This is a genomic window from Mitsuaria sp. CC2 (assembly GCF_048957715.1).
Lineage (GTDB): Bacteria > Pseudomonadota > Gammaproteobacteria > Burkholderiales > Burkholderiaceae_C > Roseateles.
The window spans coordinates 298,960-322,508 of sequence record NZ_JARVXN010000005.1 but is presented as its reverse complement, the minus strand read 5'-3'; the positions used below and the strand labels follow the sequence as shown (position 1 = coordinate 322,508).

Genomic DNA, 23,549 nt, shown 5'->3' with positions numbered 1-23,549 from the left:
ACGATGGCATCGCTCCGCGGTCTTCATGACCCGCACCGAGCCGTAAGCGTTTACGTCAGCCAACGCGCAACCCCACTGGCATTCCGACGCCTCAGCGTCGTGCCGGCTTGCGCACAGGCATACCATGACTACGCACACTACGACGGTCCGTTCCACGCTCAACCATCTGAGCTTCCCCTCTCACGACGTCCCCGCCACCGCCGCGTTCTTCGAGCATTTCCTCGGCTTCGCCGTGCTCGCGATGGGCCGCAGTCGCGTCGTGAAGAAGGACGCCCTCGACATCGTCATCGAGGACGCCCGTGATCGCGACATCTCCTGGCCCGGCAACTTCCACATCGGCGTGGAGGTGTCGACGATGGCCGACCTCCAACGCATCCACGCCGACATGCTTGGCGCGGGCGTGCCGATGGAGACCGAGCTCATCTCGCATGCACGCGGCTCGCGCTTCTTCTGCTGGATGCCGGGACGGCTGATGCTCGAAGTCAACACCCGCGAGGACGCGGCACCGGAGTTCCGCAGGACCTTCGCGAGCCAGCAGGGCTGAAGTCCGACGATTGAAATCGACGACTGAAAGCTGAAGGCCGAAGTCGAAGCACTGAGCCGGCGGACTCAAGCCGCCGGCTTGGCCTTCTTCGGCTTCGCGGCCGCGTCGTTCAGCGCCGCGGCCGCCTGGAACAGCGCCTTCAACGCGGTCTCGTCGATCTTCTCGCCCTTGCGGATGTCGATCGCGCGGCGTGCGTTGCCGTCCAGGCTCGAGTTGAAGAGCTTGTCCGGATCCGCCAGCTTCGCGCCCTTCGCGAAGGTCATCTTCACGACGTCCTTGTAGGTCTCGCCGGTGCAGATCTGGCCGTTGCGCTCGAACACCGGCGTGCCGCGCCACTTCCACGTCTCCTCGACGCCCGGCACCGCCTGCTTCATCAGCTTGCGCAGCCGCGCGAGCATCTCGCCGCGCCAGTCGGCGAGCTCCGCGATGCGGGCATCGATCATCTTGGAGGCGTTCACGCCGGGGACGTTGTCGTCGCTGGGCGCGGCGCTTCTGAAGGTGCTCTTGGCGACCGGCTTGACGACCTTCTTCGCCACGTACGTCGCGGCGTGCTTGGCGGACGTTTTCGCGGCGCCGGTCAAGGGCTTCTTCTTCGGATCGGTGGTGCTGGGCATGCGACGCTCCGGGGTCAGGTCTTGAGCTGCTGGATACGGATCATGTTGCCCGCCGGGTCGCGGACACCGAAGTCACGCACGCCGTAGGGCTGGTCGGTGGGCTCCTGCACGATCTCCGCGTCCTGCGACTGCAGGCGCTGAAAGGTCTCGTCCAGGTCCTTCGCGCCGAGCAGCAGCATCGCGTAGGTGCCCTTGGCCATCATCTCGGCGATGGTGCGCTTCTCCTCGTCGGTGAGGCCCGGCGTGGCGTTCGGCGGAAACAGCACGATCGACGTGTCCGGCTTGCCCTTCGGCCCGATCGTGATCCAGCGATTGCCGCCGAAGGCGACGTCCTTGCGGATCTCGAAGTCCAGCCCGTCGCGGTAGAAGGCCAGCGATTCCTCGGGGTCGGTGTGCGGCAGGAAGGTCGAGTGGATGGTGATGTCCATGTCTGTCTCCAGATGAGTGATGCCAGAAGGCTGTTTGCGGCGGGGCTGGCGGCCGTCGCCGCCGGGGTCCGGACCCTTGGAACGCAGTCTAGGGGGACGATTTCCCCGGCGCTTCTCGATTCCTGATCGGACGCGTCACCTGCTTGGCCACGCAGGACGGCAGGCCTTCCGCCTCGGCCGAGGAGTCGCGGCGGTAGACGCTGGGCGGCACGCCGACCAGCTCGGCGAAACGCGTGCTGAAGGTGCCCAGCGAGGAACACCCGACCTCGAAGCAGACCTCGGTGACGCTGAGGTCGCCGCGGCGCAGCAGCGCCATCGCGCGCTCGATGCGGCGCGTCATGAGGTACGAATAGACCGACTCTCCATAGGCCAGCCGGAACTGCCGGCTGAGGTGGCCGGCCGACATGCCGATGCCCGACGCGAGTGCGTCGACGTCCAGCGGCTGGGCGTACTCGCGGTCGATCCGATCACGCACGCGCCGCAGGCGCGCCAGGTCGCGCAGGCGGGTGCCGGGGATGTCGGGGCTGCCCGGAGTCTCGGGAGAACTCATCCGGACATCCTATCCGCCGACCCCGTCTCCTCGGGGCTCGCGGTTGACGCCCGCGATAATGATGGATAACCCGCAGACGAGTCATCGCATGGAAATCAAGGTCAACTTTCTCGACAAGCTTCGCCTGGAAGCCAAGTTCGACGACTTCACGGTGATCGCCGACCAGCCCATCCGCTACAAGGGCGACGGCTCGGCGCCGGGCCCGTTCGACTATTTCCTGGCCTCCTCGGCCCTGTGCGCGGCCTACTTCGTCAAGCTGTACTGCGTCACCCGCGACATCCCGACCGAGAACATCCGCCTCTCGCAGAACAACATCGTCGACCCGGAGAACCGCTACCAGCAGATCTTCAAGATCCAGGTCGAGCTGCCGGCGGACATCTCCGAGAAGGACCGCCTGGGCATCCTGCGCTCCATCGACCGCTGCACCGTCAAGAAGGTGGTGCAGGCCGGGCCGGAGTTCGTGATCGAGGAGGTCGAGAACCTCGACGCCGACGCGCAGGCCCTGCTGACACTGAATCCGGATGCGACGGCGGCGACCTACATCCCGGGCAAGGACCTGCCGCTGGAGCAGACCATCGCCAACATGACGGCGATCCTGGCCAATCTGGGCATCAAGATCGAGATCGCTTCCTGGCGCAACCTGGTGCCCAACGTCTGGTCGCTGCACATCCGCGACGCGCATTCGCCGATGTGCTTCACCAACGGCAAGGGCGCCACCAAGGAGAGCGCGCTGGCCTCCGCCCTGGGCGAGTACATCGAGCGCCTGAACAACAACCACTTCTACGCGGGCGTGTTCTGGGGCGAGGACATCGCCAACGCCGAGTTCGTGCATTACCCCGATGAGCGCTGGTTCAAGCCCGGCCCGGACGATGCACTCCCTGATGGGCTGCTCGACGAACGCTGCCTCGCCTGGTACGACCCCGACGGCGAACTGCGCGCCTCGCACCTGATCGACACCAACTCCGGCAATGTGGCGCGGGGCATCTGCGCGCTGCCGTATGTGCGCCGCTCCGACGGCGAGGTGGTCTGGTTCCCGTCCAACCTCGTCGAGAACCTGTACGTCAGCAACGGCATGAGCGCCGGCAACACGCTGGCCGAGGCGCAGGTGCAATGCCTGTCCGAGATCTTCGAGCGCGCCGTCAAGCGTGAGATCCTCGAAGGCGAGATCGCCCTCCCCGACGTGCCGCAGGCCGTGCTGGACAAGTACCCCGGCATCGTGGCCGGCATCCGCAGCCTGGAGGAACAGGGCTTCCCGGTGCTGGTGAAGGACGCGTCGCTGGGCGGCGTCTACCCCGTGATGTGCGTGACGCTGATGAACCCGCGCACGGGCGGCGTGTTCGCCTCCTTCGGCGCGCATCCGAGCCTGCAGGTCGCGCTGGAGCGCAGCCTGACGGAGCTGCTGCAGGGTCGCAGCTTCGAAGGCCTGAACGACCTGCCCCGCCCCACCTTCGCCAGCAACGCCGTCACCGAGCCCAACAACTTCGTCGAACACTTCATCGACTCCAGCGGCATCGTGTCGTGGCGCTTCTTCAGCGCCAAGGCGGATCACGCGTTCGTCGAGTGGGACTTCTCCGGCCGGGGCGCCGACTCGAACGCCGAGGAGGCCGCCACGCTGTTCGGCATCCTCGAGGACATGGGCAAGGAGTCCTACATGGCCGTGTACGACCAGCTCGGCGCGACGGCCTGCCGCATCCTGGTGCCGGATTACTCGGAGATCTATCCGGTCGAGGACCTGATCTGGGACAACACCAACCAGGCATTGGCGTTCCGCGCCGACATCCTCAACCTGCATCGGCTGGACGATGAGCAGTTGGCGGCGCTGCTGGAGCGCCTTGAGGACAGCGAGCTCGACGACTACACCGACATCGCCACGCTCATCGGCATCGACTTCGATGAGAACACGGTGTGGGGTCAGCTGACGCTCCAGGAACTGAAGCTGCTGATCCATCTCGCGCTGGGGCAGCTCGAAGAGGCGCAGGAACTGGTCGGCGCCTTCCTGCAATACAACGAGAACACCGTCGAGCGCGGCCTGTTCTATCAAGCCGTGAACGTGGTGCTGGAAGTGCTGCTGGACGACGAACTGGCACTCGGTGACTACGTGGCCAACTTCCGTCGGATGTTCGGCGACGAGCGCATGGACGCCGTGCTCGGATCAGCGGACGGCAGCGTGCGCTTCTACGGCCTGACGCCGACGAGCATGAAGCTCGAAGGGCTGGATCGACATCACCGCCTGATCGACAGCTACCGCAAGCTGCACACGGCGCGCGCCGCCGCGGCAGCCCGCAAGCGCTCGGCGGGTTGAAACACAGTGCACCCCCGGGTTTTCCCTGAACGATCCTAGGGGGTTCCTCCCCCGGCTGCGTACAAGGCACTCCGACGGTGCGCTTCCTAGACTGGGTCCGCCCTGTCGCATCTCGCGGCACGGGCGCCTCATCAAGGGAGACACCATGACTCAGAGAGCTCCGCTGCGGACCGCCCTGCGGGCCGCCGCCCTGTGCGTCGCCTTCGCCACCTTCGCCGCAGGTCATGCCTCGGCGCAGATCGGCCCGGATCCCACCTCCGCCAGCCTCAACGCCACCGCGGGATCGTTCGCAGTCTCGACCAGCACCGTCACGCTGCCGCGCGGCTTCGGCGGCGGCACGATCTACTACCCCACCACCGCCGGGCGTTACGGCGTCGTGGCCATCAGCCCGGGCTTCACGGCCACGCAGTCCAGCATCGCCTGGCTGGGCCGCCGGCTGGCGACGCACGGTCTGGTCGTGATCACGATGAACACCAACACGACGCTGGACCAGCCCGCCAGCCGCGCCACGCAGCTGATGGCGGCGCTGAATTACGTGGTCAACAGCGCCAGCAGCACGGTGCGAAGCCGTGTGGACAGCACCCGGCTGGCGGTGGCCGGCCATTCGATGGGCGGCGGCGGCGCGCTGATCGCCGCCGAGGACAACCCGACGCTGAAGGCCGCGCTGCCGCTGACGCCGTGGAACCTCAGCACCAGCTTCACCCAGGTGCGGGTACCGACGCTCATCGTCGGCGCCGACGGCGACACGGTGGCGTCCGTCGCCGTCCATGCGCGGCCCTTCTACGCCAGCCTGCCGGCCTCGACCTTCAAGGCCTATGCGGAACTCAACGGCGCCACCCACTTCACGCCCAACAGCACCAGCACGCCGATCGGCCGCTACGGGGTGACATGGATGAAGCGTTTCGTGGATGCGGACACGCGCTACTCACCGTTCCTGTGCGGCGCGGCGCATTCGGCCTACGCCACCGCCCTCGTCTTCGATCGCTACAACCAGAACTGCCCGTACTGAGCCGCAGGGAGGACGCCATGTCGCACCCATCCGATCGTCACCGGGGCCGGCGCATCGCACTGGCCTTTGCCGCCGGCCTGGGTGCCGTGGCGCTCCTCGTCTGGTTGGCCGCCGGGGCACATGCGCCGGCAGCCGGCGATGACCCGAAGACGGACTTCCCCTGGTCGCGGATGGCCGGAGCCTCCGCGCCGGCCACCGCCCCGACCGCGAACGCAGACGCGCAGTCGGCGTCCGAAGGCGGCGACGGCGCCTGGCCGCCCGTGGCGATGTCAACGTCGTCACCGGCGTCGGCATCCTCGGCGCCGGGGCCAGGTCTTGCTGATCCTTCCCGTCGGGTGTTCCGCACCGATGCCCGCGGGAGACTCGTCGTCGACCAGCCGATGCGACTGCGCGCCGAGGCGCTGCTGGCGCTCAACGAAGGCGACGCCCTCGCCGCACGCGTGGACGCGGAAGTGGCGGATCTGCCGGCGCCGGCCGCGGCGCGAGCCCGCGAACTGGTCGCTCAGTTCGAGGCCTACCAGACTGCGCAAGCCGCCGCCTTCCCACCGGGTCAGGCGCCGCTGGTGCCCGAGGAAGGACTCACGCAACTGCAGACGATGCAGGCGCTTCGGGCCGCCCACTTCGGCGCGGAAGCGGCCCGGGAGATGTTCGCTCAGGACGACGCGGTCGCGCGTCGCATCCTGGAGCTCATGCGCGAGGACACGTCCACCGCGCGCAGCATGGAAGAGAAGGCGATGCGCGCGCAGCTGCGCTATGACCAGGAGCGCAGCGCGGTTCCGCCTTGACGCGACGACGCCGCCGGTCGCAGCATGTCCTCATGACGTCTGGCAACTTCGTCGGCCCGCGTTTGGGCCTGTTGGGGGACAGCTTCATCTACGCGAGCGGCGCCGTGCGCTCGCGCGTGCGGCGCCACTCGGTCACGCTGGCCTGCGCGCTGACGCCGCAGCCGCTGCGCGTCAGCGTCGCCGGGCAGCACTGGTCGGGACGGCTGGTGGCGGTGCGGCCGTTCTCGACGCGCGCCATCGACTCCGGCGGACAACCGGCGGTGCTGATCGACCTCGAGCCGACTCATCCGCGCTACAACACCTTCAGCCGCTGGTCGGATCGCGCGCCGGTCCGCGTGCTGGACGAGCAGCACTTCGCCGGCCTGCTGGATTGCGCGTCCGCCTTTGCGTCCTATGCGCTGAGCGGAAGAAGGCTGCAGGCCTCGGTGCAGATGCTGGTGGGCAGCGTGGCCGACAGCGTCTCACCGCATCAGCCGCTGGACCCGCGCGTGCTGCAGATGATGGCCGGCCTGCGGCTCGATCCGGCGCAGGACCTGGCGACGCTGGGCGCGCCGGTGGGGATGTCCGCCGCGCAGGCCTCGCGCGGATTCCTGAAGTCCCTGGGCATCTCGGCGCGGCAGTACGCGCTGGCGGTGAAGATCCAGCGCGCGGCGATGTTCTTCGGCAGTGGAAGAGCGCTCACCGCCATCGCGCAGGCGTCCGGGTTCGCGGACTCCGCTCATCTGGCGAAAGTCTGGGTGCGCTGTTACGGCGACTGCCCCTCTCGCTACTTCAGTCAGCACCGTGGCGCGCAGGAGGGTCAGGTGGACCATGCCTGGCGGCAGCGGGTCAGCCTTCAAGGGGCCACCGGGATCTGACCCGGCGCCCGATGGTCTTCGCGTTGCGGCGGGCTACTTCGCCGCGGCCGGGAACGCCGGCAGCTTGCCGATGTCGCGCGGGTCGTGCTGGATGATGACCGTCGCCTTCAGGTTCTTCTCGATCTGCTTGACGCGCTGGATCGAGGCGAGCGTCTGCGCGCGGTCGTCGTTGAAGCCGGGCACGCCGTCGTGCTCGTAGTTCTCGTGGAAGTGGACAGAGTCGCCGCTGAGGATCACCGGGCCCATCTCCTTGAGGCGCACCAGCAGGATGCTGTGGCCCGGCGTGTGCCCCGGCGCGCGCAGGACCATCACGGTGCCGTCGCCGAAGACGTCCTTGTCCGCGCTGAGCGGCTCGACCTTGCGCTTCTCGGCGATCCACTCGGTGAAGCCCTTCGCGTTGGCGCCGGCCATGGGCGGCGTCGCGTTGATGGCCTCCCAATCGGCCTTGCCGATCAACAGCGTCGCGTTCTTGAACAGGCTCACCTGGCCGGTGTGGTCGGCGTGGAAGTGGCTGATGCCGACGAACTTCACGTCCGCGGGATCGATCTTGATCTGCTTGAGCAGATCGCCCAGCGGCTTGTTGGTCGCGTTGGGCACGGAGCCGGGCAGGTAGCCGGTGTCCCAGACCATCACGTCCGAGCCGTGCCGGATGACGTAGCAGCTGAAGGTGAAGGGCTTGCTCGTCTCGGTATAGGCGAAGGTGTCGCTGAAGCGCCGCGGGTCGTTGGTCCCGTTGCCGCAGTCGAGCCGCGTCAACGTGACCTCCTGGGCTGCCACCGACAGCGAGAAAAGTGCGCCTGCGGTGAGCGCCAACCAGAAGCGTGTCTTCATGTCCGTCTCCTTGATCGGGCGGATGATAGCCATGAAGCGGTCCGGCGTGGGCCCGGCCCCTTGCGAACGCAAAACGGCCTCCTCAGCCGTGCGCGGCAGGGAGCAGGCACGGCCCGAGGTTCTTGAGCGACGTCGCCAGGGACCATCCCATCGAGCCATCCCGCGTCTTGACCTGGACTGCGCCCGCATCGCACGTCCGGCGTCCGATCACGACCAGGTCCGCCTCGACGACGAGCGTCCGGGGCACGGCGCCCGGATGCCCCGTGGCCACAGCGGTCGCCTCCTGTTCGGTGCTGAAGACGGAGATGGCGTCCGCCGCCTGAGCCCAATCGTCCGCCACCTGCTCAGGCTGCAGACTCTGGCAGGCGGTCAGACAGAGAACGACCGCGAGGGCCGTTGCGCCGCTGACGGCGCTGAGTCGAGGGACGTGTTGCATGCCGGCAGGATAGCGCCTGCCACGGGGTCGGTCGTTGCGGGATCGGTCGTTGGCGCCATCTCGCAACGCACCTCCAATCCCGGCCCCGGCACCCGCCCGTGCGCGCTCAGCCGCCAGCCGTGCGCCGCCGCGATCTCGGTGCAGATCGCCAGCCCCAGTCCCGCGCCCTGCTCCCGCCGGTCGGCGCCGCGCCAGAAGCGCTCGAAGATGCGCGGCAGGTCCTTCTCCGCCACGCCCCGGCCTTGGTCCGCGACGGTAAAGCCGTCCGGCCCCGCCATCAGCGCGACCACGCTCTCCGGCGGGCTGTGCTGGATCGCGTTCTCCAGCAAATTCTTCAGCAGCGTGAAGAGCGCTCCGCGATCCGCGTGCCAGGCACGGAGCGAGGGACTCAAATGCAGGCCCAGGGTCACGCCGTGCCGCGCGGCCACGCGCTCCATGAAGTCGAACACTTCTCGCAACGCCGGCGTCGGATCCATCGCCTCGACGCGATAGTTGCGCTGTTCGCTGGCCTCGGCCAGCAGCAGCAACTGCTGCACCTGACGCGCGACACGGTCGACATCGTCCAGGATCTGGTCGCGCCAGGCACCCGCCTCTGCCTGCTCCACCTGCGCGCGGATCAGCGCCAGCGGCGTCTTCAGCTCGTGCGCGGCGTTCGACAGGAACTCCTGCTGCGTCTTGAATCCGCCCTGCAGCCGATCCAGCGCCGCGTTGAAGGCCTCGACCAGCGGACGCAGTTCGCGCGGCTGGTCGGTGGTCGGCAGACGCTCGGCGAGCGTTCTCGGCGCGATGCGCCGCGCCGCGCCGGAGGCCGCCCGCACCGGTTTCAAGGCCTGCCGCAGCGCCACATGGATCGTGATCAGGAAGATCAGCACGAAGGTCGCGCCCAGCGCGATCACGCCCTGGCGGAAGACGTCCAGGCCGATCGACTCCCGCATCTGCAGCACCATCCGATCGGTGACGGCGAACTGGACGTACCACCGTCGCCCCTCGTGATCGAAGGGCACGGTGGCCCCGTGCATCGCGACGCCGTCGCGCGTGAAGACGAAAGATTGGCGACGCGGCTCAAAGCGCTTGCCATCGGGCGCGATCGAGACCCGTGGTCCGTCGGACGAGTAGGCCACGTTTCCGTCCCTGTCCGCCACGCGCAGCATCAGTTCGTCCTTCAGGCTGCGGAACATCCACGGCTCGATCTTCGTCTCGTCGATGCCCATGGGGCGGCCTTGCGCGTCGAAGCTCAGATGCTCCGCGATCTGCTGGCCGTTGTCCTCGATCTGGTCACGCAGCACCCAGCGCGTGAAGGGCTCCCACAGCACGGTCGACGCGAGGGCAACCAGCACCGCGCTCAGCACCATGCTCGCGGCCAGCACCGCCAGCACGCGGTTGCGCAGGCTATTCGGCCACCGCATCTTGAAGCGCATACCCGTGATTCCTGAGATTGACGATGCGCAGCTCCGACCCGAGCGAGCTCAGCTTCTTGCGCAGCCGATGCAGCGCGACGTCGAGCGCGTTGGGCGTCACCGCCTCCGACAAACCCCAGGCCGCCGCCTCCAGCGCCGCGCGCCGCACCGTGCGCCCCTGCTGCTGCACCAGCGCGATCGCGATCTGAAGTTCCGCCGGCGCCAGCGCCACCGACCCCTCGCCGCGCACCAGCAAGGCTTCCTCGATCACCACCTCGATGTCGCCGAACACCGCCCGCGGCGGCCGTACGGCGACGGATCGGCGCATCAGCGCCCGCACGCGCGCCACCAGTTCCTCCATCGGGAAGGGTTTGGCGAGGTAGTCATCTGCTCCGGACTCGAGCCCGTCGATGCGGTCATGCAGCGCGTCACGTGCCGTCAGCATCAGGCAGGGCGTTCCTTGATGCGCGGCGCGCAGGCGCTTGACCAGCGCCAGCCCGTCGCCGTCCGGCAGCCCGCGGTCGATGACCAGCGCGGCGTAACCGACATCGCGATGCGCCACCCAGGCAGGCTCCATCGCGTGGAAGACATCGGTCGGAATGCCGGCGGCCTGGAGCGCCTGACGGATCAGGTCGGCCAGCCGGACGTGATCCTCGACGAGGGCGATTCGATTCATGGGCAGCGGGGGCGGAAATGCGGATGTTAAGCGCGCATCCTCTTCCGCCCCGACTTACCCGCGCCTTACCGTGCCTTACCGTGCCTTACCGGGCCTCGTCCGCCACCGGCTCGTGGTACTGCACCACCGCCACGCCATCGCGGATCGCCTGCTCATAGACGCCGAGCATGCCCAGCGCCTCGCGCAGGTCGTCGCGGATCGCGGCGGAGGCGACGACCGCCTCGTCGTCGTTGCACAGCGCCCCGTCCTCCTCGTCGTCGCGCTTGAGGCGGCAGACCAGCTCGGCGATGACCGCCGCGTGCTCGATGCGTTCGCGCAGCGTCTTCATCGCCAGACCCACCGTGATGTCGCGCCGCGGCACGAAGTACTCGACGCTGCCGGCCGCGAAACGGCTCAGCGACGGGTACATGCGCGACTGGTAGAGGAAGGCTTCGAACTCCTCGCCGTTCAGGCGCAGCAGCGGACGGAGCTCCATGAGGCGGCGCTGCATGAACAGCGTCCTCGTGCGGCGCGGACCCGAGGCAGCGGATCCGCCCGCCGCGGAAACCGGCGGGAACGGCGGCGGCGCGGGAGGTTCGCCGCTGCCGGCGACCGAGGCAGCGGCGGCGGCGAAAGCGCGGGCATCCGAGTCCAGGGCCCGTGCGGCGAGCTCGGCACCGGGATCGTCGTCGAGTTCGTCGTCGAGGCTCGGGTGGACGCCGGCGGGACCGCGGAAACGGGCCGCAGCAGCGGTGGCGGAGGGACCGGACGCACCGGCATGAGAAAAGGACATCGAGGACATGGACAACTCCAGTCAGATCGGATCAATTCATCAACATCACCTTCATCGGGATGACATGGACCGCGCCTGACGACGCGGGAGATGGATCTTCCTCGCGACATCGGCCAGGCCGGCCACGAAAAGATCAATGAAATCGATTCGATGAAATCGTTGGCGTCGGCGCCACACGGGTTCTCGCAGGGGGACCGACCCGTCTCGGTAGGCGAATCGTCAGGTGCCACTTTCATGAGTGAGCCGCCCTGAGATCAGGGCAACTGCATCAGGATTCGCATCAGGGGAATCGCACCAACGCTTCGAATCCCGGCTGCGCGTTGCGCAGCACCAGACGACTGCCATGCGCCTCGGCGACGAGCCGGCACAGCGAGAGGCCCAATCCGACGCCGCCTTCGCTGCGCGCCCGCGCCTCGTCCGGCCGGAAGAACGGCTGGCCGAGCTGCGACAGGACCTCCGGCGGTACACCCGAGCCGTGATCGCGCACGGTGAGCGTCGCGCCGTCTCCATCACGCTCGACGGTCACCATCACGGGGCCGACCTCCGGATCGTTGTGCCGCAACGCGTTGTGCACCAGGTTCCGCAGCAGCAGCTGGACCCGCATCCGATCAAGCTTCAGCACCGGCAGGTCGCGGTCCACGCGCAGCGCCACGCCGGGCTGGTCCTGCTCGCGCACCAGCGCACCGAGGTGGCAGTCGGCGACCTGCAACGCGCGGTGGCCGCTGCCCAGCCGCTCGCTCTCCAGCAACGCGGAGATCAAGTCCCGCATCTGGGCGAGCTCGTCCAGCAGCGACGCCTTCGACGCCCCCTCGTCGACCAGCTCCGCATGCAGCCGCGCCCGTGTCAGCGGGCTTCTCAACTCATGGCTGATCGCCAGCAGCAGCGCGCGCTTGCCGTCGAGCATCGCCTGGATGTCTTCCGCCATCTGATTGAAGCGGTGCGCAAGGTCGCCGATCTCGTCACGGTGACGGATCGGCACGCGATGCTCGAGATCGCCCCGCCCGAAAGCCTCCGCGCCGGCCGCCAGTTCGCGCAGCGGCCCCACCATGTGACGGATGCCCCCGTAGGCAAGACCTGTCACCAGCAGCAGGAGCGGCACCGCCCACAGCAGGCCGTACTCGACCTGCATCGAGGCCCACAGGATGCCTATGACCGCACAGGACAACACGACGAAGATCGCGATCAGCCGCGCGCCCAGCGAGTGATTGAACTGCGCGTGGTGCCGGTGCCAGCGCTGGTGCCACCGGTTTCGCGCCCGCATGTGCCAGCGCCAGCCACGCTCGCGCGGGAACGGAATGCCTTTGGCCTCCATCTCCGCCCAGCGGCGCAGCTTTTCGAGCTTGTGCTGGCGACGGGCCTGCCGCATCCTGTGCCGCCACGCGTCGCGGTGGCCTTCCGGCCCGCTCCGGGGATCGTGCCAATGGTCGTACGGATGGCGAGGATCTCTCATGCGTCCCCCTCGCCCGCCGCCGGCAGCGCGAAGCAGTACCCCGCGTTGCGCAGCGTCTTGAGCGCCTCCAGCGGTTCGAGCTTGCGGCGCATCCGGCTCACCAGGATGTCCACGGCCCGTGTGTAGAGGTCGGCCTCCTGGCCGCGCAGCCGGTTCAGGATCTCGTCGCGCGAGAACACGCGGCCCGGCTCACGGGCCAGCATCAGGAGCAGCTCATATTCAGTGCTGGTCAACTCGACGCCCCCCGCCGCCACGGTCACGACGCGGCGCGCGGTGTCGATCTCCAGGCCCGCGAAGCGCAGCACGGTCGCCGGCACGGCCGCAGCCGGCGCCAACCGCGTGCGCCGCAGGATGGTCTGCAGCCGCGCGGCCAGTTCGCGCGGTTCGAAGGGCTTGGCCAGGTAGTCGTCCGCGCCGAGTTCCAGGCCGACCACGCGGTCGGTCAGGTCGCCGCGCGCGGTCAGCATCAGGATGGGGATTTCGCGCCAGGGCTCCGTGCCGCCGCGCACGCGCTTGCAGAACGCGAACCCGTCCATCTCCGGCAGCATGCCGTCCAGGATCAGCGCGTCGAAGCGCTCCTCGGCCAGCCGCGCGAGCGCGGCGCTGGGCCGCGTGACCGCACTCAGCGCGAAATCGAAACGGGCCAGGTAGCTCGCCAGCGGCGCGGCCAGCGCCTCGTCGTCGTCAATCAGCAGCAATCGATGCATCGTGACGTCCATTGTGGCCGTGCCGGACCAGCGTGATCGCCCGTTCCGGACAGGCCTTCACGCAGTGGCCGCAGGCGCGGCACACGTCGGCGTTCGGCGTGAAGGCCTGCTGCCAGCCGTGCGCGTAACCCCGCAGCTTGCCGAACAGGTTCAGTTCCTTGCGCCGGTCGATGGGCAAGGTGCCGACCGAGAAGACGCCGTAAGGGCAGACCTCGACGCAGTCGCCCTTTCCCTCGCAGCGGTTGCGGTCGATGACCGGCCGCAGCAGCCCCGGCGGCTGCCTGCAATCGCGGCTGTCCATCAGCGGCTCCGTTCGTCGGCGCGCCCCGCCCGGCGGCGCAGGCGCCGCAGCAGGAAGCGCAGCATCTGCTGCTGGTCGAAGTCCAGGGCGTCGAAGAAGTCGCCGAAGGCGGCCACCAGCGCCGGGCCGGTCGCCCGCAGCGCCTCGATCTGGCCGTCGAAGAGCTCCTGCGCCTCATCGCGCCGGAAATTCTCGCTGTCGACGAGCCGGGCGACCTCCGGGCCGCGCGCCAGCGCCTTGAGCGCGCGTCGCGAGGTCGCGAGCTGGGTGATCAGCCGCTCCAGCAGTCCGGACTGGCTGTCGCTCAGGTCCAGAAAGGCGCGGGCCCGGGCTTGCAGCCTCTCGCCGCGACCGGCGTGGTGGGCATCGGGTCCCACGCTCCCGCCGAAGCCGTCCCACCCATGACCGCCGTGGTGACCATGGCGACCGTGGTGGCCGTGGCGACCGTGTCCGCGTCCATCCCCGCATCCATGTCCATGCCGGCCATGCCCCCGACCATGGCCGTATCCAAGACCGCCCCACCCCCAGGGGAAGCCGCCGAAACCGCCGAAGCGGTACCAGGGGCCGGTGACGGGCAGCGGGCCGTAGAAGCCGTCGTCACACACAGGGCCGACAGGACTGAAACGACCAGGGTGGTCGAAGTGAGCGTGCTGACGTTCATGGGGGTGGCTCCAGCGTCGAAACAGATGCATGTTGCAATTCCTCGGTAAAGCCCGGGTGTCCGGGCGGTGAATCCATGTCGCCATGATTCCCATGCCCTCTCGCCAGGGCATCTCACCGCGGTATCGCTGTTTTTCGTTTTGTATCGCCGTTGCCCTGTCCGAGGGAATGCCTCCAAGGGGGGAACCGGGCGAAACGCGGCGTCGACAGGCGTCTCCGCTGACACGACGCGCCAGGGACTCGGATATCGACATGAATATCGACATGGATATCGACATCTCCCTTTCGGTGGGGTCGCATCCCCTCTCTGCCCCCTCTCTGCCCCACCTCAGCCCCGCTCTGCGGTGTCCCCCGTCTCCGGGCACCCGGCCGGGGCGTCGCGGGGTTTCGCCGCCCTACAATCGTGGGCTCACCTTGTCCCTCGCCCAGATGACACCGCTGCAAGGCGGCGCGCCCCATGACCGAACTCGCCAAGTCCTTCGAACCCGCCTCTCTTGAAGCCCATTGGGGCCCGCTGTGGGAGTCCAAGGGCCTCTACGAGCCGACGCTCGATCCGGCCAAGCCGTCGTTCAGCATCCAGCTGCCCCCGCCGAACGTGACGGGCACGCTGCACATGGGCCACGCGTTCAACCAGACCATCATGGACTCGTTGACGCGCTACCACCGCATGCGCGGCCACAACACGCTGTGGGTCCCCGGCACCGACCACGCCGGCATCGCCACGCAGATCGTCGTGGAGCGCCAGCTGCAGGGCCAGGGACAGAGCCGGCACGACCTCGGCCGCAAGAACTTCGTCGCCCGCGTCTGGGAGTGGAAGCAGCAGTCCGGCTCGACCATCACCCAGCAGATGCGCCGCATGGGCGACTCGGTGTCCTGGGGCCACGAGTACTTCACGATGGACGAGAAGCTCTCGCCCGTCGTCGTCGACACCTTCGTCAAGCTCTTCGACGAGGGCCTGATCTACCGCGGCAAGCGCCTGGTGAGCTGGGACCCGGTCCTGAAGTCCGCCGTCTCCGACCTCGAGGTCGAGAGCGAGGAGGAGGACGGCTCGCTGTGGCACATCCGCTATCCGATGGCAGAGGGCGATGAATCGCTGGTCGTCGCGACCACGCGTCCGGAAACCATGCTGGGCGACACCGCCGTCATGGTCCACCCCGAGGACGAACGCTACAAGCACCTCATCGGCCGGCAGGTGAAGCTGCCCCTCACGGGCCGCCTGGTGCCCGTGATCGCCGACGACTACGTCGACAAGGCATTCGGGACCGGCGTCGTCAAGGTCACGCCCGCGCACGACACCAACGATTACCAGGTCGGGCAGCGCCACAAGCTGCCGATGCTGACGATCTTCACGCTGGATGCGACCGTCGTGGACACGATGGACGAGATCCCCGCCGAGTACCGCGGCCTGGACCGCTTCGCCGCGCGCAAGCTGATCGTCAAGGCGCTCGAGGACCAGGGCCTGCTGATCGAGGTCAAGAAGCACAAGTTGATGGTGCCGCGCTGCACCCGCACGGGCCAGATCGTCGAGCCGATGCTGACGGACCAGTGGTTCGTCGCCACCAGCAAGCCGGGCCGGGACGGCAAGTCCATCGCACAGAAGGCGATCGACGTCGTCGCCAGCGGCGAGGTGACGTTCGTTCCCGAGAACTGGGTCAACACCTACAACCAGTGGATGGGCAACATCCAGGACTGGTGCATCTCGCGCCAGCTGTGGTGGGGTCACCAGATCCCGGCCTGGTTCGGCACGGACGGCGAGATCTTCGTCGCCCATGACGAGGCCGAGGCGCAGGCCAAGGCCACCGCCGCCGGCTACACCGGCCCGCTGAAGCGCGACGAGGACGTGCTGGACACCTGGTATTCGTCGGCGCTGGTGCCCTTCTCGACGCTGGGGTGGCCCGCGAAGACGCTCGAACAGGACCTCTTCCTGCCGTCGTCGGTGCTCGTCACCGGCTACGACATCATCTTCTTCTGGGTTGCCCGGATGATCATGATGACGACGCACTTCACCGGCCGGGTGCCTTTCAGGCATGTGTACATCCACGGCCTGGTGCTGGACGCGCAGGGCAAGAAGATGAGCAAGTCCGAGGGCAACGTGCTCGACCCGGTCGACCTGATCGACGGCATCGAGCTGGGCCCGCTGCTGGACAAGCGCACACAGGGCCTGCGCAAGCCCGAGACCGCCCCCAAGGTCCGCAAGGCCACGGAGAAGGAATTCCCCGAAGGCATTCCCGGCTACGGCGCCGACGCGCTCCGCTTCACCTTCGCGGCGATGGCGACGCTGGGGCGCAGCGTCAACTTCGACAGCAAGCGCTGCGAGGGCTACCGGAACTTCTGCAACAAGCTGTGGAACGCCACGCGCTTCGTCTTGATGAACACGCAAGGCCAGGACTGCGGCCTGGTCGAGCACACGAAGGAGCAATGCGCCCCCGGCGGCAGCGCCCACGGCTACCTGCAGTTCTCGCAGGCCGACCGCTGGATCGCCAGCGAGTTGCAGAAGGTCGAACAGGCGGTCGCGCAGGGTTTCGCGGACTACCGCCTGGACCAGGTCGCCAACGCGATCTATTCCTTCGTCTGGGACGAGTACTGCGACTGGTACCTGGAACTGGCCAAGGTGCAGTTGCAGACCGCGCAGGCCGAGGGCAACGAGGCCGCGCAGCGCGCCACGCGTCGCACGCTGATCCGCGTGCTGGAAACCATCCTGCGCCTGCTGCACCCGATCGCGCCCTTCATCACCGAGGAGCTGTGGCAGACCGTCGCCCCCATCGCGGGACGCAAGTCCACCGACTACCTGGTGACGGCCGCCTATCCGGTTGCCCAGCCGGAACGCATCGACGCGCAGGCCGTCGCCTGGGTCGAGCAGTTGAAGTCGGTGGTCGGCACTTGCCGCAGCCTGCGCGGCGAGATGGGCCTGAGTCCATCCGACCGCGTGCCGCTGCTGGCCGGCGGTGACCTGTCCTTCCTGCGCGAGGCGGCGCCCGCGCTGAAGGTGCTCGCCAAGCTGCAGAGTGTCGAACTGATCGAGGACGAGACCGCGTTCAACACGCAGAGCGCGATGTCGCCCGTGCTGGTGCACGGTGCGGCGCGGCTGGCGTTGAAGGTGGAGATCGACGTCGCGGCCGAGCAGGCCCGGATCGCCAAGGAGATCGCCCGTCTGGAAGGCGAGGTCGCCAAGGCCAGGGCCAAGCTGGACAACGAGGGCTTCGTGGCGCGCGCGCCGGCGGCGGTCGTGGAGCAGGAACGTCAGCGCATCGCCGACTTCAGCGCCACCGTGGTTCGGCTAAAAGATCAGGCAGCACGCCTGGGTGGGTCGGCCTGAACTCAGGCTGGACGGCGGGCGTGGCCAGGATCTCCGCGATCCGCCGCGCCACGCTCCACGCGGCGCGCATCCGGGATTCCCGGGTCGTCGCCGCGATCCTCGGCGTGACCTGCAATCCAGGGACGCCGTGCAAGGGTCGCCCGGTCTCCATGAGGCCGGGCTCCATCAGATCCAGCCAGACGGCCAGCAGTCGGCCGGCCTGCAACGCATCCGCCAGTGCCTGTTCGTCGAACAGCGCCGAGTGCGAGGTCGACACCAGCACCTGCGACGGCTTGCAAAAGTTCAGCACCCGCTCGCCGATCAGGCCTCGGTAACGCGGGAAGTAGGCCAGTTGAACGCTGACCGCATCGGCGGCCTGCATCAGCTCGCGCAGCCCGTACGGCTCGATGCCCCACTGCCCCCAGAGTGGGTCGGCATGGTGCAGGCTGGGGTCGTAGCCGATCACGCGCGCACCAAAGGCCGGCAGCAGCGTCGCCAACTGGCGCGCCGAGGGCGTCAGCCCCACCAGGCCGACCGTCGCGCATCCGAGCTCTCTCCCGACCCAGCTCCCGTCCGCGCCCTGCACCGGCACCCGGCGCAGCAGCGCCAGCAATGCGCCGATGACGAATTCGGCCTCCGCCGAGGCCGCCGCGGTCGGCGCACGCACCACCTCGATGTTGGCGGCACGGCAGGCTTCGAGATCGATGTTCTCCGCACCGGCGCCGATGCGGCCCACGGCCCTCAAGCGGGGGGCACGGCGGACCAGTTCCGCATCCAGTGCAATCGAGGCGGGCAAGAAAATTGCCTGGGCCTGCGCAACATGCTCTCTCAAGGTCAGCGGCGCCTCCGCCAGATCGGGCGCGGCCTGGATGACGTGGCGTTCCGCCATCCATTCCAGGATGTCGGCCTCCAGCGGTTCCAGGACTAGCACTGACATGAGTGGTTTGGAGAGGTTTGTTTGATTTTCTTTCAGCTGTGCCGTGCAAGAATGCCGGCGCAATTACCGTCGGAGTGTACGTAAATGGCCCTCATCAACAAGGCAATCTTCCCGGTTGCTGGACTCGGCACACGCTTTCTACCCGCCACCAAGGCGCAGCCCAAGGAGATGCTGCCCGTGGTCGACAAGCCGCTGATCCAGTACGCGGTCGAAGAAGCCTACGCGGCGGGCATCCGTCAGATGATCTTCGTGAACGGGCGTAACAAGCGCGCCATTCCGGATCATTTCGACACCGCCTTCGAACTCGAAACCGAACTGGAAGCGGCCGGCAAGAAAGAACTGCTGGCAATGGTCCATTCGATCAAGCCCGACGACATGGAGTGCATCTACATCCGCCAACCCAAGGCCCTCGGCCTGGGCCACGCGGTGCTGTGCGCGCAGTGCGTCGTCGTCAACGAGCCCTTCGCCGTGCTGCTGGCCGACGACCTGATGGTCGGCAAGCCGCCGGTGCTCAAGCAGATGGTGGACCAGTTCTCCGAGTGGCAGGCGTCCATCCTGGCGGTCCAGGAAGTGCCGGCCGAGCACACCAAGCGCTACGGCATCGTGGCCGGCGCGCCGATCAGCGACCGCCTCATGGATCTCACCCACATGGTCGAGAAGCCCGCCCCCGAGGACGCCCCGTCGCGCCTGGGCGTGGCCGGCCGCTACATCCTGACGCCGGGCGTGTTCCGCGAGATCGCCACGCAACCGCGCGGCGTCGGCGGCGAGATCCAGCTGACCGACGGCATCGCGGCACTGATGCGTCGCGAGAAGGTCTTTGCCTTCCGCTACGAAGGCAAGCGCTACGACTGCGGCAGCAAGGAAGGTTTCCTGCAGGCCAACGTCGAACTCGCGCTGGATCACCCGCAACTCGGCGCCAGCTTCCGCGAGTACCTCAAGGCCCTGGAAATCTGACCGCGCTGAACTTCTGACGGTAGGACTTCCCGTCACTGCCGCGTCATGAAGGACGAAGGCCACGCATCGCGTGGCCTTCTTCGTTTCCAGGCGTATCCGGACGTCAGCGTCGCTTGAGCACGTGGATGAACTCGTCGCCGGCCGCGGTCTGCTCGACCAGTTCATTGCCGGTCTGCCGCGCGAAGGCCTGGAAGTCGCGCGTCGAGCCGGGATCTGTCGCGACGACCTTCAGCAGTTGACCGCTTTCCATCTCCGCCAAGGCCTTCTTGGCCTTGAGGATGGGCAGCGGGCAGTTCAGGCCGCGGGTGTCGAGTTCCTTGTCAATGTCCATGAGAGCGTCCTTGCCGCCGATGACCGGGGCGATGAAGCAGATTCTAGTCAGCCCCCTCAGCTGCGAGGCGCCATCCACTTCGGTTCGATGCCGCGTCCGCGCAACCAGTCGGCCAGCGCCTGGCCGGTGCCTGCCGGCCAGCATTCGAGTTGATCCGGCGGTGTCAACGTGTACTCGACCAGTTCCGGCGACAGCGTGACCCGCCCGCGCGCGGGCACGTGGTACGCGATGATCACCTGGTTCTTCTTCTGGAAGTCGTAGACGCCGATCAGCGTCGCGCCGAGCGCCTCCAGCGAGGTTTCCTCCAGCACCTCGCGCTGGATGCCTTCTTCGGGCGTCTCGCCGGCCTCCATGAAGCCGGTGATCAGGCCGAAGAACGGTACCGGCCACGCCGCGTTGCGCGCGAGCAAGACCTGCCCCTCGCGGTCGACGCATTCGACGACCGCGGCCAGCACGGGCGTCGGATTGTTCCAGTGAGTGAAGTCGCAGTTCGGGCAACGCAGCCGGGTCTTGGGACCACCGTCTTCCGGCAGCTCGATCCAAACGAGTTCACTGGCGCATTGCGGGCAGAAGCGGAAGCTCATGGGGCGTGGGCGCGAAAGCACCAGCGTGTCGCGGAGCAGCCATCATCCCTGATTGGCCGCGTGGCGTCAGGCGGGGAAGACGCCGGTCGACAGATACCGGTCCCCGCGGTCGCAGACGACGAACACGATCGTGGCGTTCGAAACCTGGCGCGCGATCTGCATCGCGACCCAGCAAGCGCCGGCTGCCGAGATGCCGCCGAACAGCCCTTCCTCGCGGGCCAGACGGCGGGCCATGTCTTCCGCGTCCGACTGACCGACCAGCACGAGTTCGTCGACGGTTTCGGGGCGGTAGATCTTCGGCAGATACGCCGCCGGCCACTTGCGGATGCCGGGAATGCGTGACCCTTCGGCCGGTTGCGCGCCGACGATGCGCACGTCCGGGTTCTGCTCCTTCAGGAAACGAGAGACGCCGGTGATGGTGCCGGTCGTGCCCATGGCGCTGACGAAGTGCGTGATCCGTCCGCCGGTGTCGCGCCAGATCTCCGGCCCTGTGGTCTCGTAGTGGATGCGCGGGTTGTCGCTGTTGGCGAACTGGTCGAGCACCCGTCCCTTGCCGTCGCGCTGCATCTGTTCTGCCAGATCGCGGGCGTACTCCATGCCGCCGGAGCGCGGCGTCAGGATCAGTTCCGCTCCGAAGGCCTTCATCGTCTGGGCACGTTCGATCGACAGGTCCTCCGGCATGATCAGCACCATGCGATAGCCGCGGATCGCCGCTGCCATTGCCAGCGCGATGCCGGTATTGCCGGAGGTCGCCTCGATCAGCGTGTCACCGGGCTTGATTTCGCCGCGCTCTTCGGCGCGCCGGATCATGCTGATGGCCGGACGGTCCTTCACGGACCCCGCGGGGTTGTTCCCCTCCAGCTTGGCCAGCAGCACGTTGCCGCGCGCAGCCAGTTCAGGACCGAGCACCCGCTGCAGTCGCACCAGCGGCGTGTTGCCGATGACATCTTCCAGGGTCGGATAGCTCGTGGGGTCGAAGGCGCTTGCATCACTCATAACCACGCATTCTCTCAGTGGAGGTCAGGTCTTGCGTGGCATAATGGCTTTCTGATTTCGCGGCTCTCCGTTGCTTCCACGTCAACGGTCACCAGCCGCACCGACGGTCGCCCACGGCGACCATCAGAAGAAGCAAAACCGTGCCGCCCGGATGGCGAAATCGGTAGACGCAGGGGACTCAAAATCCCCCGCCGCAAGGTGTGCCGGTTCGAGTCCGGCTCCGGGCACCAGGTTCTTGCTTCCCAGCGCCGTCTCGCGGCGCTTCATTCCTCCCATCCCTTTCCCCTCCTCTCGTCAGGCCTACCGCTGGTGTGCCGGTCTTCCTCCAGCGTTGTCGTCCGGTTTGAGTCGACGACCTCATCATATTTGCTAGCTCATATTAACTATGAGGCCGACTCAATTTAATCACTTACCCGGCCACGCTACGCAACCCTAATCAACCGCCACCTCAATACTGGCCCCGCCTTATCCAATACCGTCGACATCTCCCCGACCAGCAATAGCAAGTTCTGATAAATCAGCCAAATCAGCCCGCAAAGCCATCCATTTCGGATAATCTTCACAGACCCGGAAGTTTCATTCGAACAAACTCGACCGGCCTATTTATCTGAGGGCCTGACATGAATCTAATGCGTCCCATGGTTGAACACCGCGGACGCAGCGTTCAACCGTTCCAGCAACCCGGACGTCTGCCGATGTCCGACACATTCGCGCCACGGCGCGGAGGAACTGAGACATGGACGCACGATTCATCCGGCACTGGCGCCGCTCGACCGGCATCGCCGCCATCGCGTGGCTCCTGATCGCTCCCGCAGCGCGAAGCGCCGAATTCCCCGGGTGCGAGATCCCGGACGATTCGGGCGCGCCGTTGACGCTGGCCGCCGCCGTCGACGCCGCGCTTTGCCGCAACATCAAGACAGCCACGGCCTGGCAAGCCGTTCAGGCGCGCACCGCCGAGGTCGGCATCGCCCGCGCCGCCTCGCTGCCGACCGTCAACGCCAGCCTGCTCGCTCAGGACTCCACGACACGCACGCCCGGCACCATCGATGCGACGAGCCGGATGCGCGGCCTGGGCGGATCCGTCGGCGTGAACTGGCGCCTGTTCGATTTCGGCGAACGCGCGGCCAACCAGTCCTCCGCCGACAGCCAGTTGGCGGCGGCGGTCGCGAGCCGCGACGACGCCGTGCGCAAGACAGTCGACGAAACCATCCAGGCCTATTTCGCCGCGCTGCAGGCTCGGGCCACCCTGGAGGCAAGACAGCAGGCCGCCCGCCAGGCCGCCCGCACGCTGGCGGCTGCAGAACGTCGCGAGGAGCGGGGCATCGCCGGCCGCAGCGACACGCTCCAGGCTGAAACCGCGCTGGCCCGCGCGCGCTTGGCCCGTCAACGTGCCCAGTCGGACGTGGACAAATCCTTTTCCTCCCTGGGCTACGTGATCGGCGCAGCTGTGGGTACACCGCTCACCCTGCCGCCTCGTCCCCAATCCGTCGACGACACGCCCCTGCCCGAGCTGGCCGCCCTGCTGGACGACGCCCGCCTGAATCATCCGGCCATCCTGGCGGCACGCGCGCAGCGTGACGCCGACAACCGGAAGGTTTCGGCAACGCTCTCCCAGGGGCGGCCCACGGTCGATTTCAGCCTGTCCCATCAGCGCAATGGATCGTCGAACCAGGTGCCCGCCGCCGGTCGTTCAAGCACCCTCTCCGCCGGATTCACCGTGAATATTCCCATATTCGACGGATATTCCAACAAGTACCAGGTCCAGCGCGCTCGCGCGCAGGCGCAGACCTCCGAAGCGCAGGTCGTCGACGTCGAACAGCAGGTATTGAGCGAACTCGTCACCGCCGTATCGGATGTCCGCTCCTCACGGGCATCACTGGATGCCTCGAAGCAGCTGCTGGATACCGCCAATGCCGCCCTCGAATCAGCCGACAACCGCTATCAACGAGGCGTCGGCGACATTCTCGAATTGATCAATGCCCAGAACGCTCTCAGCGATGCCTTGGAATCCCAGGCGCAATGTGAATCGCTGTGGCACGCCGCGCGCTTGAAACTGCTGGCCGATATCGGCCAATGGCGCGGCAGCACGGACCTCGCATCCGTAAAGACCGACGCATTCCCCTCCCGCTGACG

Annotated in this window: 24 protein-coding genes and 1 tRNA gene; 9 read left to right on the top strand and 16 right to left on the bottom strand. The window is 67.5% G+C overall.

The window, feature by feature from the left end:
• Nucleotides 1-124: 124 nt before the first annotated feature.
• Nucleotides 125-544 carry a VOC family protein gene (locus PV762_RS03980; protein ID WP_421033711.1) on the top strand — a complete coding sequence of 140 codons (420 nt, stop codon included), beginning with the start codon at nt 125-127 and terminating at the stop codon, nt 542-544.
• A gap of 65 nt (nt 545-609) precedes the next feature.
• Here the strand turns inward: PV762_RS03980 and PV762_RS03975 are convergent, their stop codons facing one another.
• The 3 genes from PV762_RS03975 to PV762_RS03965 all read right to left on the bottom strand — a co-directional run bounded on the left by PV762_RS03975 (nt 610) and on the right by PV762_RS03965 (nt 2,136).
• A complete protein-coding gene (locus PV762_RS03975; RefSeq protein ID WP_421033727.1) occupies nt 610-987 on the bottom strand; it encodes a DUF1801 domain-containing protein in 378 nt (125 codons plus the stop codon).
• A 185-nt stretch (nt 988-1,172) separates the two neighbouring features.
• Nucleotides 1,173-1,586 carry a VOC family protein gene (locus tag PV762_RS03970; protein WP_421033710.1) on the bottom strand — a complete coding sequence of 138 codons (414 nt, stop codon included), beginning with the start codon at nt 1,584-1,586 and terminating at the stop codon, nt 1,173-1,175.
• 88 nt (nt 1,587-1,674) lie between these two features.
• On the bottom strand, nt 1,675-2,136 hold the full coding sequence (locus tag PV762_RS03965) for a helix-turn-helix transcriptional regulator (protein WP_421033709.1): 462 nt from the start codon (nt 2,134-2,136) through the stop codon (nt 1,675-1,677).
• Between the two features lie 88 nt (nt 2,137-2,224).
• Between PV762_RS03965 and PV762_RS03960 the strand changes: the two genes are divergently transcribed.
• The 4 genes from PV762_RS03960 (at nt 2,225) to PV762_RS03945 (ending at nt 7,089) form a co-directional block, all read left to right on the top strand.
• Nucleotides 2,225-4,438, top strand: a complete 2,214-nt coding sequence (locus tag PV762_RS03960) for an OsmC domain/YcaO domain-containing protein (RefSeq protein ID WP_421033708.1) — start codon at nt 2,225-2,227, stop codon at nt 4,436-4,438.
• A gap of 145 nt (nt 4,439-4,583) precedes the next feature.
• Nucleotides 4,584-5,447: an alpha/beta hydrolase family protein gene (locus PV762_RS03955; RefSeq protein WP_421033707.1), complete on the top strand. Its 864-nt coding sequence runs from the start codon at nt 4,584-4,586 to the stop codon at nt 5,445-5,447.
• A 17-nt stretch (nt 5,448-5,464) separates the two neighbouring features.
• Complete coding sequence (locus PV762_RS03950) at nt 5,465-6,232, top strand: lipase secretion chaperone (protein ID WP_421033706.1); 768 nt, start codon at nt 5,465-5,467, stop codon at nt 6,230-6,232.
• A 32-nt stretch (nt 6,233-6,264) separates the two neighbouring features.
• Entirely contained in the window at nt 6,265-7,089 is an 825-nt protein-coding gene (locus PV762_RS03945) for a helix-turn-helix domain-containing protein (protein ID WP_421033705.1), read from the top strand.
• A 33-nt stretch (nt 7,090-7,122) separates the two neighbouring features.
• Here the strand turns inward: PV762_RS03945 and PV762_RS03940 are convergent, their stop codons facing one another.
• The 9 genes from PV762_RS03940 to PV762_RS03900 all read right to left on the bottom strand — a co-directional run bounded on the left by PV762_RS03940 (nt 7,123) and on the right by PV762_RS03900 (nt 14,036).
• Nucleotides 7,123-7,920 carry an N-acyl homoserine lactonase family protein gene (locus tag PV762_RS03940; RefSeq protein ID WP_421033704.1) on the bottom strand — a complete coding sequence of 266 codons (798 nt, stop codon included), beginning with the start codon at nt 7,918-7,920 and terminating at the stop codon, nt 7,123-7,125.
• Between the two features lie 82 nt (nt 7,921-8,002).
• Nucleotides 8,003-8,260 carry a hypothetical protein gene (locus tag PV762_RS03935; RefSeq protein ID WP_421033703.1) on the bottom strand — a complete coding sequence of 86 codons (258 nt, stop codon included), beginning with the start codon at nt 8,258-8,260 and terminating at the stop codon, nt 8,003-8,005.
• 29 nt (nt 8,261-8,289) lie between these two features.
• Nucleotides 8,290-9,774: a sensor histidine kinase gene (locus tag PV762_RS03930; RefSeq protein WP_421033702.1), complete on the bottom strand. Its 1,485-nt coding sequence runs from the start codon at nt 9,772-9,774 to the stop codon at nt 8,290-8,292.
• Complete coding sequence (locus PV762_RS03925) at nt 9,746-10,429, bottom strand: response regulator transcription factor (RefSeq protein WP_421033701.1); 684 nt, start codon at nt 10,427-10,429, stop codon at nt 9,746-9,748. The genes PV762_RS03930 and PV762_RS03925 overlap by 29 nt, the downstream gene beginning before the upstream one ends.
• Before the next feature lie 85 nt (nt 10,430-10,514).
• Nucleotides 10,515-11,210 carry a hypothetical protein gene (locus tag PV762_RS03920; protein ID WP_421033700.1) on the bottom strand — a complete coding sequence of 232 codons (696 nt, stop codon included), beginning with the start codon at nt 11,208-11,210 and terminating at the stop codon, nt 10,515-10,517.
• Between the two features lie 271 nt (nt 11,211-11,481).
• Entirely contained in the window at nt 11,482-12,651 is a 1,170-nt protein-coding gene (locus PV762_RS03915) for a sensor histidine kinase (protein ID WP_421033699.1), read from the bottom strand.
• A complete protein-coding gene (locus tag PV762_RS03910) occupies nt 12,648-13,358 on the bottom strand; it encodes a response regulator transcription factor (RefSeq protein WP_421033698.1) in 711 nt (236 codons plus the stop codon). Before PV762_RS03910 ends, PV762_RS03915 begins: the two co-directional genes overlap by 4 nt.
• The gene (locus PV762_RS03905) at nt 13,336-13,659 is read right to left on the bottom strand and encodes a 4Fe-4S binding protein (protein WP_421033697.1); all 324 of its coding nucleotides are present in this window, start codon (nt 13,657-13,659) and stop codon (nt 13,336-13,338) included. The genes PV762_RS03910 and PV762_RS03905 overlap by 23 nt, the downstream gene beginning before the upstream one ends.
• Nucleotides 13,659-14,036 (bottom strand): hypothetical protein, encoded by a 378-nt coding sequence (locus PV762_RS03900; protein WP_421033696.1) that lies wholly within the window; start codon nt 14,034-14,036, stop codon nt 13,659-13,661. The genes PV762_RS03905 and PV762_RS03900 overlap by 1 nt, the downstream gene beginning before the upstream one ends.
• A gap of 740 nt (nt 14,037-14,776) precedes the next feature.
• Between PV762_RS03900 and PV762_RS03895 the strand changes: the two genes are divergently transcribed.
• Nucleotides 14,777-17,635 (top strand): valine--tRNA ligase, encoded by a 2,859-nt coding sequence (locus tag PV762_RS03895; protein WP_421033695.1) that lies wholly within the window; start codon nt 14,777-14,779, stop codon nt 17,633-17,635.
• Here the strand turns inward: PV762_RS03895 and PV762_RS03890 are convergent.
• Nucleotides 17,577-18,551, bottom strand: a complete 975-nt coding sequence (locus PV762_RS03890) for an NAD(P)-dependent oxidoreductase (RefSeq protein WP_421033694.1) — start codon at nt 18,549-18,551, stop codon at nt 17,577-17,579. The genes PV762_RS03895 and PV762_RS03890 overlap by 59 nt on opposite strands.
• Before the next feature lie 84 nt (nt 18,552-18,635).
• Here PV762_RS03890 and galU point away from each other — a divergent pair, with 84 nt between their 5' ends.
• Nucleotides 18,636-19,505, top strand: coding sequence for a UTP--glucose-1-phosphate uridylyltransferase GalU (gene galU / locus PV762_RS03885; protein ID WP_421033693.1), 870 nt, complete (start codon nt 18,636-18,638; stop codon nt 19,503-19,505).
• A gap of 103 nt (nt 19,506-19,608) precedes the next feature.
• Here the strand turns inward: galU and PV762_RS03880 are convergent, their stop codons facing one another.
• The 3 genes from PV762_RS03880 to cysM form a co-directional block, all read right to left on the bottom strand.
• On the bottom strand, nt 19,609-19,836 hold the full coding sequence (locus PV762_RS03880; protein ID WP_421033692.1) for a sulfurtransferase TusA family protein: 228 nt from the start codon (nt 19,834-19,836) through the stop codon (nt 19,609-19,611).
• 56 nt (nt 19,837-19,892) lie between these two features.
• Nucleotides 19,893-20,420, bottom strand: coding sequence for an NUDIX domain-containing protein (locus PV762_RS03875; protein ID WP_421033691.1), 528 nt, complete (start codon nt 20,418-20,420; stop codon nt 19,893-19,895).
• 66 nt (nt 20,421-20,486) lie between these two features.
• Nucleotides 20,487-21,416: a cysteine synthase CysM gene (gene cysM, locus PV762_RS03870; RefSeq protein ID WP_421033690.1), complete on the bottom strand. Its 930-nt coding sequence runs from the start codon at nt 21,414-21,416 to the stop codon at nt 20,487-20,489.
• 145 nt (nt 21,417-21,561) lie between these two features.
• Between cysM and PV762_RS03865 the strand changes: the two genes are divergently transcribed.
• Together PV762_RS03865 and PV762_RS03860 are read left to right on the top strand one after the other, a co-directional pair.
• Nucleotides 21,562-21,646: transfer RNA gene (locus PV762_RS03865), tRNA-Leu, on the top strand.
• 506 nt (nt 21,647-22,152) lie between these two features.
• Entirely contained in the window at nt 22,153-23,547 is a 1,395-nt protein-coding gene (locus PV762_RS03860; RefSeq protein ID WP_421033689.1) for a TolC family protein, read from the top strand.
• The last annotated feature ends 2 nt before the right edge of the window (nt 23,548-23,549 follow it).

Bases quoted from the DNA above. Each gene is read 5' to 3' on its own strand.
- PV762_RS03965 (WP_421033709.1), bottom strand. From the start codon at position 2,136: ATGAGTTCTCCCGAGACTCCGGGCAGCCCCGACATCCCCGGCACCCGC.
- PV762_RS03905 (WP_421033697.1), bottom strand. From the start codon at position 13,659: ATGGACAGCCGCGATTGCAGGCAGCCGCCGGGGCTGCTGCGGCCGGTC.
- PV762_RS03880 (WP_421033692.1), bottom strand. From the start codon at position 19,836: ATGGACATTGACAAGGAACTCGACACCCGCGGCCTGAACTGCCCGCTG.
- PV762_RS03955 (WP_421033707.1), top strand. From the start codon at position 4,584: ATGACTCAGAGAGCTCCGCTGCGGACCGCCCTGCGGGCCGCCGCCCTG.
- PV762_RS03940 (WP_421033704.1), bottom strand. From the start codon at position 7,920: ATGAAGACACGCTTCTGGTTGGCGCTCACCGCAGGCGCACTTTTCTCG.
- PV762_RS03960 (WP_421033708.1), top strand. From the start codon at position 2,225: ATGGAAATCAAGGTCAACTTTCTCGACAAGCTTCGCCTGGAAGCCAAG.
- PV762_RS03945 (WP_421033705.1), top strand. From the start codon at position 6,265: ATGACGTCTGGCAACTTCGTCGGCCCGCGTTTGGGCCTGTTGGGGGAC.
- PV762_RS03980 (WP_421033711.1), top strand. From the start codon at position 125: ATGACTACGCACACTACGACGGTCCGTTCCACGCTCAACCATCTGAGC.
- galU (WP_421033693.1), top strand. From the start codon at position 18,636: ATGGCCCTCATCAACAAGGCAATCTTCCCGGTTGCTGGACTCGGCACA.
- PV762_RS03950 (WP_421033706.1), top strand. From the start codon at position 5,465: ATGTCGCACCCATCCGATCGTCACCGGGGCCGGCGCATCGCACTGGCC.
- PV762_RS03860 (WP_421033689.1), top strand. From the start codon at position 22,153: ATGGACGCACGATTCATCCGGCACTGGCGCCGCTCGACCGGCATCGCC.
- PV762_RS03970 (WP_421033710.1), bottom strand. From the start codon at position 1,586: ATGGACATCACCATCCACTCGACCTTCCTGCCGCACACCGACCCCGAG.
- PV762_RS03875 (WP_421033691.1), bottom strand. From the start codon at position 20,420: ATGAGCTTCCGCTTCTGCCCGCAATGCGCCAGTGAACTCGTTTGGATC.
- PV762_RS03975 (WP_421033727.1), bottom strand. From the start codon at position 987: ATGATCGATGCCCGCATCGCGGAGCTCGCCGACTGGCGCGGCGAGATG.
- PV762_RS03915 (WP_421033699.1), bottom strand. From the start codon at position 12,651: ATGAGAGATCCTCGCCATCCGTACGACCATTGGCACGATCCCCGGAGC.
- PV762_RS03930 (WP_421033702.1), bottom strand. From the start codon at position 9,774: ATGCGCTTCAAGATGCGGTGGCCGAATAGCCTGCGCAACCGCGTGCTG.
- PV762_RS03895 (WP_421033695.1), top strand. From the start codon at position 14,777: ATGACCGAACTCGCCAAGTCCTTCGAACCCGCCTCTCTTGAAGCCCAT.
- PV762_RS03925 (WP_421033701.1), bottom strand. From the start codon at position 10,429: ATGAATCGAATCGCCCTCGTCGAGGATCACGTCCGGCTGGCCGACCTG.
- PV762_RS03910 (WP_421033698.1), bottom strand. From the start codon at position 13,358: ATGCATCGATTGCTGCTGATTGACGACGACGAGGCGCTGGCCGCGCCG.
- cysM (WP_421033690.1), bottom strand. From the start codon at position 21,416: ATGAGTGATGCAAGCGCCTTCGACCCCACGAGCTATCCGACCCTGGAA.
- PV762_RS03920 (WP_421033700.1), bottom strand. From the start codon at position 11,210: ATGTCCTCGATGTCCTTTTCTCATGCCGGTGCGTCCGGTCCCTCCGCC.
- PV762_RS03890 (WP_421033694.1), bottom strand. From the start codon at position 18,551: ATGTCAGTGCTAGTCCTGGAACCGCTGGAGGCCGACATCCTGGAATGG.